This is a genomic window from Streptomyces sp. 12E (assembly GCF_055633275.1).
In genome coordinates this window covers 6,631,452-6,638,503 of sequence record NZ_JBVNCJ010000001.1, presented here as the reverse complement: position 1 = coordinate 6,638,503, position 7,052 = coordinate 6,631,452, and the positions used below count along the sequence as shown (strand labels likewise).

At 71.1% G+C, this 7,052-nt stretch carries 6 protein-coding genes; 2 read left to right on the top strand and 4 right to left on the bottom strand.

The features are described 5' to 3' along the window. The first annotated feature begins 74 nt into the window (after positions 1-74). Together ACZ8ZB_RS30490 and ACZ8ZB_RS30485 are read left to right on the top strand one after the other, a co-directional pair. Positions 75-1,742, top strand: coding sequence for a (2,3-dihydroxybenzoyl)adenylate synthase (locus ACZ8ZB_RS30490; RefSeq protein ID WP_470740824.1), 1,668 nt, complete (start codon positions 75-77; stop codon positions 1,740-1,742). A gap of 103 nt (positions 1,743-1,845) precedes the next feature. Then, positions 1,846-2,043, top strand: a complete 198-nt coding sequence (locus tag ACZ8ZB_RS30485; RefSeq protein WP_470740823.1) for a ferredoxin — start codon at positions 1,846-1,848, stop codon at positions 2,041-2,043. 153 nt (positions 2,044-2,196) lie between these two features. On the opposite strand, the gene ACZ8ZB_RS30480 is transcribed toward ACZ8ZB_RS30485, so the two are convergent. The 4 genes from ACZ8ZB_RS30480 to ACZ8ZB_RS30465 are packed head-to-tail and all read right to left on the bottom strand — an operon-like array spanning position 2,197 to position 6,923. Next, positions 2,197-3,684: an ABC transporter ATP-binding protein gene (locus tag ACZ8ZB_RS30480; protein WP_470740822.1), complete on the bottom strand. Its 1,488-nt coding sequence runs from the start codon at positions 3,682-3,684 to the stop codon at positions 2,197-2,199. Next, on the bottom strand, positions 3,681-4,502 hold the full coding sequence (locus ACZ8ZB_RS30475) for an ABC transporter permease (RefSeq protein WP_470740821.1): 822 nt from the start codon (positions 4,500-4,502) through the stop codon (positions 3,681-3,683). Before ACZ8ZB_RS30475 ends, ACZ8ZB_RS30480 begins: the two co-directional genes overlap by 4 nt. Continuing rightward, complete coding sequence (locus ACZ8ZB_RS30470) at positions 4,499-5,473, bottom strand: ABC transporter permease (protein ID WP_470740820.1); 975 nt, start codon at positions 5,471-5,473, stop codon at positions 4,499-4,501. Before ACZ8ZB_RS30470 ends, ACZ8ZB_RS30475 begins: the two co-directional genes overlap by 4 nt. Positions 5,474-5,477: 4 nt before the next feature. Continuing rightward, positions 5,478-6,923: an ABC transporter substrate-binding protein gene (locus ACZ8ZB_RS30465; RefSeq protein WP_470740819.1), complete on the bottom strand. Its 1,446-nt coding sequence runs from the start codon at positions 6,921-6,923 to the stop codon at positions 5,478-5,480. Between the last annotated feature and the right edge of the window lie 129 nt (positions 6,924-7,052).

The window sequence follows — 7,052 nt, the reverse complement described above, 5'->3', positions numbered from 1 at the left end:
TCATATTCACTTGGCCTAGCCTAGACGCTTGTTGACGTTTGCACCAGCCACAACTTCCGTACCTTGGAGGACATATGGGCACGACTTCGGCCCACCGAGCACCGGCCGGCACACCGGACTGGCCCGGCTGGCCACCCGAGGCCGCGCAGCGCTACCGCGACGCCGGCCACTGGCGGGACGAGGTCTTCGGTGACCTCCCGGCCCGGCAGGCATCGGCACGCCCGCAGGCCGTGGCCCTGGTCGACGGCGACCGTCGCTGGACCTACTCGGCGTTCGAGGCCGACGTCGAGGTCCTGCACCGGTCCTTGCACCGTCTCGGACTGCGCCGGGGCGACCGGGTCATCGTGCAGCTGCCCAACCGCGCGGAGTTCGTTCTGCTGTGGTTCGCCCTGCAGCGGCTCGGCGCCGTGCCGGTCCACGCCCTGCCCGGACACCGTCGCCACGAAATCGCCCACCTCGCCCGGATCACCGAGGCGGTCGCCTACGCGGTCCCCGACCGGCATGCCCGCTTCGACTACCGGCCGCTGGCCGCGGACCTGGGCGCCGACCATCCGTCGCTGCGGCACACGATCGTCGTCGGTGACACGGGAGGCCACACCGGCTTCGTCCCCTACGAGACGTTGCTCGATCCGCAGGCGCCCGCCGTCACGCCCCCGGAGCCGCCCGTCGCTCCCGGGGACCTGGCGCTCCTCCTGCTGTCCGGAGGCACCACCGGCACGCCCAAGCTCATCCCGCGGACGCATCAGGACTACGCCTACAACGCGCGGGCCGCGGCCGAGGCGTGCCGGCTCGATGCGGACTCGGTCTACCTCGCCGTCCTGCCGATCGCCTTCAACTTCACGATGAGCTGCCCCGGTGTCCTGGGCACACTGCAGGCCGGCGGAACCGTGGTGCTCTCCCCCAGCCCGAGCCCCGGCACCGCTCTCGAGCTGATCGAGCGCGAGAAGGTCACCATCACCGCCATCAACCCGCCACTCGTGCCGTACTGGCTGCGTGAGTCCGAGGACGGCCGTCACGACCTCTCCAGCCTCGCCGTCCTGCAGGTCGGCGCCGCACGACTGGCCGACGACCTCGCGCGCCGCATCGAGCCCACACTCGGATGCCGGCTCCAACAGGTGTTCGGGATGGCGGAAGGCCTGCTCAACCTGACCGCCCTCGACGACCCGGACGAGATCGTCTGCTCCACCCAGGGCCGCCCGGTCTCGCCGGCGGACGAGGTCCTCGTCGTCGGTCAGGACGGTGCGGCCGTACCCGACGGCCACGTCGGCGAGCTGCTGACGCGAGGCCCGTACACACTGCGCGGGTACTACCGCTCCCCCGAGCTGGCTCGGACGCACTTCACCGAGGACGGCTTCTACCGCACCGGCGATCTCGTCCGGCGGCTCCCCACCGGACACCTCAGCGTGGTCGGCCGTGTCAAGGAGCAGATCAACCGAGGCGGCGAGAAGATCGACGCCACCGAGGTCGAGGAGCACCTGCTCGCCCACCCCGACATCGACTCCGCGGCACTCGTGGCCGCGCCGGACCCCGAACTCGGGGAACGTTCGGTGGCGTTCGTCGTGTGCTCGGGCCCGGCTCCCGGCACCCGGGAACTGGCCTCCTTCCTCCGTGAACGCGGACTGGCGGCCTACAAGGCACCGGACCGGGTGGAGGCGATCGAGCGGATGCCCTTGACCCCTGTGGGAAAGACGGACAAGAACGCGCTGAGGGAGATGGCACGACGCGCGGACGGACGGGCTTGATGGCGAGCGCCACGCTGCCCGGTCCGACGGCGCCCGGTCCGGCGGTGCTTGGTTTGACGATGTCCGGTCCGGCGGCGCCCGGACGGGCGGGAGAGGAGTATCGGTGCGCGTATCCGTCGACCGCGATCTCTGCGTAGGTGCCGGGCAGTGCGTGCTGTCCGCCGAGGGCGTGTTCGACCAGGACCTGCACGACGGGCTCGTCGTGCTCCGGACATCCGATCCCTCGCTTGCGGAGCTGGACGCCGTCCGCGACGCGGTGGACCGGTGTCCCGCAGGGGCCATCACGCTACACGAGGGGTGACCTGATCCGGGGCGAACAGCGCGGCGGGGAAGAGGTGGCAACCGGCGCCACGCCGCGCTGCTCCTCCCGTAGATCCCGGCTCCCGGTCCGGACCGGACCGGGAGCCGCTCCCCGCGCCGTACGCAGCCCCGTCCGCAGGCGCCCCTGTATGGTTCAACTCCCGGGCATACCCGCATCCTCCTCCTGCCGGCACCCCGATGGACGCAGGTGCGTGGCCGGAGGCCCCAGAGTGCCGTCCACCAACGCGAGGCATCGGTCCGCCGTGGCGGCGACGGCCCCGCTGTGCGTGATGAGGAGCACGGCAAGGCCCCGTTCCTCCCGCAGTGTCGCCAGCATGTCGAGCACTTCCCGCTCAGTGGCGTCGTCGAGGGACGCGGTCACTTCGTCGCACAGCAGCACGCGCGGCCCGGCAGCGACGGCTCGCGCCAGGTTCGCCCGCTGGCGTTCCCCTCCACTCAGCTCGCCCGGGCGGCGGCCCGCCGCGTTCCGGGGAAGGGCGACCGCGCTGAGGAGCTCCGCGACCGGGGGCGGGGTGAGACCACCGCGGGCGGCTGCGCGACAGGCTCTCTCGAGGGCCTTGCCGACGGTTTCGCGTGGGTTGAGGGCGGCACGGCTGTCCTGGTCCACATGAGCCACCGAGAGCCGGTCGGCCGCCGATCTGCGGGCGACGGACCACGGCTGGGGCGTGCCGTTCAGCCAGAGGCGGCCGCCGCTCGGTTCCAGCGTGCCCGCCAACACCCGTGCCAGCGTGGTCTTGCCTGCTCCGGAGGCGCCCATGACGGCCACACACTCGCCGGCGCCCAGTGTCAGGTTCACATCCCTCAGGACGTGTTCCCCGCCTGGTCCTCCCCGGACGCCCTCAGCCCTCAGCACGCATGCCCTCTCCCCCGCAGCACGTGCGTCGGGTATCCCCTCGACCGGTCGCCGGGGGACGCTCGGGCCCCCGGCGGCACTGCGGTCGGGGACGTCGGCATCGGTGAGTGCGCCGTGGGCCATGGCGAAGCGACGGTGGGTGAGACGGTTGACCACGTCCATGTCATGACTCACCACCAGCATGGCGGCATGGCCGGCGGCTGTGCGCAGGAGGTGGATCAGATCCTCCGTCGTGCTCGGGTCGAGGCCGCTCGTCGGCTCGTCCAGGACGAGCAGCTCCGCGCCGGCTGCCAGAGCCGAGGCCAGGGCCACTCGTTGAGCCTGGCCTCCGGAGATCTGGTGGGGGAAGGCTCGCGCCAGGTCCGCGGGCAGTCCCATCCGTTCGAGTGCGTTCCTGCGGAAGGACGCGAGCTGCGCACGTGCCGCTCCGGACCGGCGGGCCGCGCGGTCCAGCACCCATCCGACCCGATGCTCGGCGGGCAGCGCGCTGGCACAGTCCTGCGGCAGGTACGCGGCCAGGCGCCCACGCACCCGCCGTGCGCCGACGGGTGAGAACGGGTCGTGGCCCGCGACCCGGACCGTCCCGCCGACGTGTGTCAGTCCCTGTCTCGTATAGCCCAGCAGGGCGTGTGCCAGTGCCGTCTTGCCCGACCCCGACCGGCCGACCAGTCCGACCCGCTCCCCCGGCCGTATCGTCAGCGAGCAGTCCGAAAGCACCCTCCGCTCGGCGGACGACAGGCTCAGGCTCGCAACCTCCACCAGGTTCATGGCGCGGTCTTCCGTTCGTTTCGTGGCTGTCTGTCGGGAGACGTGAGGCGGTCCGCGGTCAGGGTCATCCCGAGTGCGAGAACGACCAGCAGCAGGGCCGGAGCCAGCACCGGCCACGGCTGGGCTCCCGCGCCCACCGCGTTCTCCCGGACCAGCCGGCCCCAGTTGGCGGCCGGCGCCGGCGCGCCGAGGCCCAGGAAGCCGGCTGTCGCGCAGAGCTGCGTGGCGGCGATGAAACGGAGGCCGGCCTCGGCCCACGCTTCGGAGGCGATGTTCGGGAGGATGTCGTGGCGGATGACCGCGAACCTGCTGTCCCCCCGTGCCAGCGCGGTGCGTACGTAAGCCAGGTCGGCCAGCCGGGCGGTGGCCGCGCCGATGACACGCACGGAGAACGGCAGACTCACCAGGGTGACGGCCACGAGTACGGCGAAGTCGCTGCCCGGTCTGCCGGCCGCGATCAACAGCGTGATCAGGAGCGGGGGCACGGCCGCCAGGCCGTCCACGACGCGCAGCACGCCTTTGAGGGGTCCGCCCCGGGCCAGGCCCGCACACGTACCGACGACCAGCCCGACGATGCTGCCCAACACGGTCGCCGCCAGGGCCTGGAGGACGAGGGTCCGCCCGCCGTGCACCGTTCTGGCCAGCGCGTCGCGCCCCAGCACATCGGTACCGAAGGGCCTCGACCAGCTCGCCGGTTCGAAAGGCGTGCCCACCCGTTCGGTCGGTGAGGGCAACGGCAGCCACGGTCCGGCCAGTGCGACCAGCATCGTCAGGAGCAGAGCTGCCGTCAGCAATCGTCCGAGGATCGCACGTGTCACGGCGCACCCCGTCCGGCCCGACGCCACGACGCGGGGCGGGACCGGACATTCAGCAGTCCGGCCAGCAGGTCGCCCACGAACAGGATCAGCAGCGCGGAACCTGCCAGGGCCAGCCCGAGTCCTTGCACCATCGCGGCGTCCCGATAGGTGACGGCACGGGCCAACTCGCTTCCCACACCTGGATAGTTGAACAGCGTCTCCACGACGAGGCCGCCACCGAGCAGCCCTGCCGCCATCACCGCCAGTCCTTGGATCCCGGGAGCGGCGGCCGCCGGCAACACGTAGGACCATGCCAACCGCACTCCCGACTCCCCGTCCAGCCGGGCCTGCTCGATCGCGGGGCTCTCGGCGACGCTGACCACAGCGGCGCGGACCAGACGGGTCGCCACCCCGAGGCCCCCCAGAACCAGGCCGGTCACGGGCAGCACCAGCATGTCCGGATGCTGCCAGGGAGAATCCCCCGGCGGGAACAGCGACACCGCCGGAAACAGCCCACCCTGGTGTGCCAGCACCACGACCAGCCCGGTGGCCAGGAGGAACTCCGGCAGCGCGATCAGCGCCACCGTCATCGACGACAGCAGCCGGTCCCCGAGCCGACCGGCCCGGAGACCGGCGACCAGCCCGAACGTCGTGGCGAGCACGGCGATGCCGGCCACCGCGAGCCCGACCAGCACCACCGAATTGCCGAACCTCGAGGCGAGCACCTCGGCCACCGGCCTGCCGGCGGCCGAGGAGCGGCCGAGGTCACCGGTCAGCGCGTCGCCCAGCCACGTCACGTAGCGTGCCACCGCCGACTCGTTCAGACCCAGGCGCTCCCGGATCTCCGCCCGTTCGCTCTCAGTGGCGTCCGCGCCGGCGACGACCCCTGCCGCGTCCCCGGGCAACGCCTCGGTCGAGAAGAAGAGCACCGCCGACAACAACAGCATCATCGCGGAGGCCGTCACGCCACGGGTCAGCCCGAACCGGATCACGCGATCAGGCCGAAGCGAGTTCGGCGGCCGAAAGGTCCGGGAACTGGAGCGATCGCACACCGCTCACCTTGTCGGTGTGGGCGTCCACGGTGGGCACGAAGACCGGGATGATCTCGTTCCCCTTCTCCCACAGCAGGCCTTGCGCCTTGTGCGAGGCCGCCTCCCGGTCGCTTTCGGCCGGCGCGCTGCGCGCAGTGGCCACCAGTTTGTCGACGTCGGGGAAGGTTCCGGGGGTGTGATTGGCCTCGAAGGGTGCCGACGGGTTGTATCCGGCGGCGAACGGGAGGCGCTGGTAGGCCTCGTAGTCGGCGAAGAGCTGCCCGGCCGGCAGCTCGTTCAGGCTGGCCTTCACTCCGATGGCCCGGAGGTTCTCCACTATCAGCGTGGCCGTCTCAACCATGCCGGTCAGTTCGGGACCGGCGGTCAGTTCGATCGACATCCCTTCGTGACCGGCCTCGCGCAGCAGCGCCTTCGCCTCGTCGGGGTCGTGGGGCCGCTGCTCCAGGCCCTTGTCATAGCTGGGGAAGCCGAGCGCCGGGACGTCGTTGCCGATCTCGGCGCGGCCGAAGTACACCGTGTCCACGATGGCCTGGCGGTCGACCGCGAGGCGGAACGCCCTGCGCACGCGCTCGTCCTTGAACGGCGCATGCGACATGTTCATCTCGAACCGCAGGTTCGACACGTACGGCGGCTCACCGGCACTCACGGTGAGACCGCGGGTCTTCGCCAGGTCCCGCGCATTGAAGGGCGAAACCCCACTGACGAAGTCGGCCTGTCCCTCCCGAAGCGCGTTCACTCTCGCCTCGGCGTCACCTATGGACAGCAGGTGGATCTCGTCCAGGTGCACGTCGTCGCCGAAGTAGTCGGGGTTGCGGCGCAGCACCGTCTGTTGCCCGGGCTCGAACGCCTCGATCACGAACGGCCCGCAGGAGGGTGTCTTCGGAGTGAACTCGGTGGTGCCGTCCTTGATGACCAGCATGCTCTGGCACAGCAGAAGGCGTCCGTCCGCGATCGGCTGCGTGGTGGGCAGGCGGAGGGTGCGCCGGTCGAGCTTGCGGGCGGAGGCGAGGTCGAAGTTGCGCCCGACGAGGCGGGTGAACGGCAGACCCTCCAACTCGTCCGGTGCGCGCAGCGAGTGGAGCAGGTCGGAGGCGGTCACCGGGGATCCGTCGGTGAAGGTGACGGAGTCACGCAGCCGCAGGGTGTACGACGTGAGATCGTCACTGATCTCGATCGACTCCAGGATCCCGTAGCTGACGCCGTCCGGCTGCCCCGCGTCGATGGCCCCGAGAGGGGCGTGGACGAGTCTTGCCCGGACGAAGTCGAGAGCCGTCGGGCCGACGAAGTAGTTCAACGTCTCGCTCGACCCGCCTCCGGCGAAGGCCGCGCGCAACGTCGCACCCGCGTCGTCGCCACCGCCGTCCGAGGACGAGGAGCAGGCGGTCAGCAAACCTGAGACGCCTGCGGCGGTCAAGGCACCGTACCCGAGGAAGGCGCGACGGGAGAGATTACTCACAGTATGTCCTTGCTTGCGAAGAGAAGAGACAGGGGGTCGGACACAGGCTCATCACTGCCTGGG

Bases quoted from the DNA above. Each gene is read 5' to 3' on its own strand.
- ACZ8ZB_RS30490 (WP_470740824.1), top strand. From the start codon at position 75: ATGGGCACGACTTCGGCCCACCGAGCACCGGCCGGCACACCGGACTGG.
- ACZ8ZB_RS30480 (WP_470740822.1), bottom strand. From the start codon at position 3,684: ATGAACCTGGTGGAGGTTGCGAGCCTGAGCCTGTCGTCCGCCGAGCGG.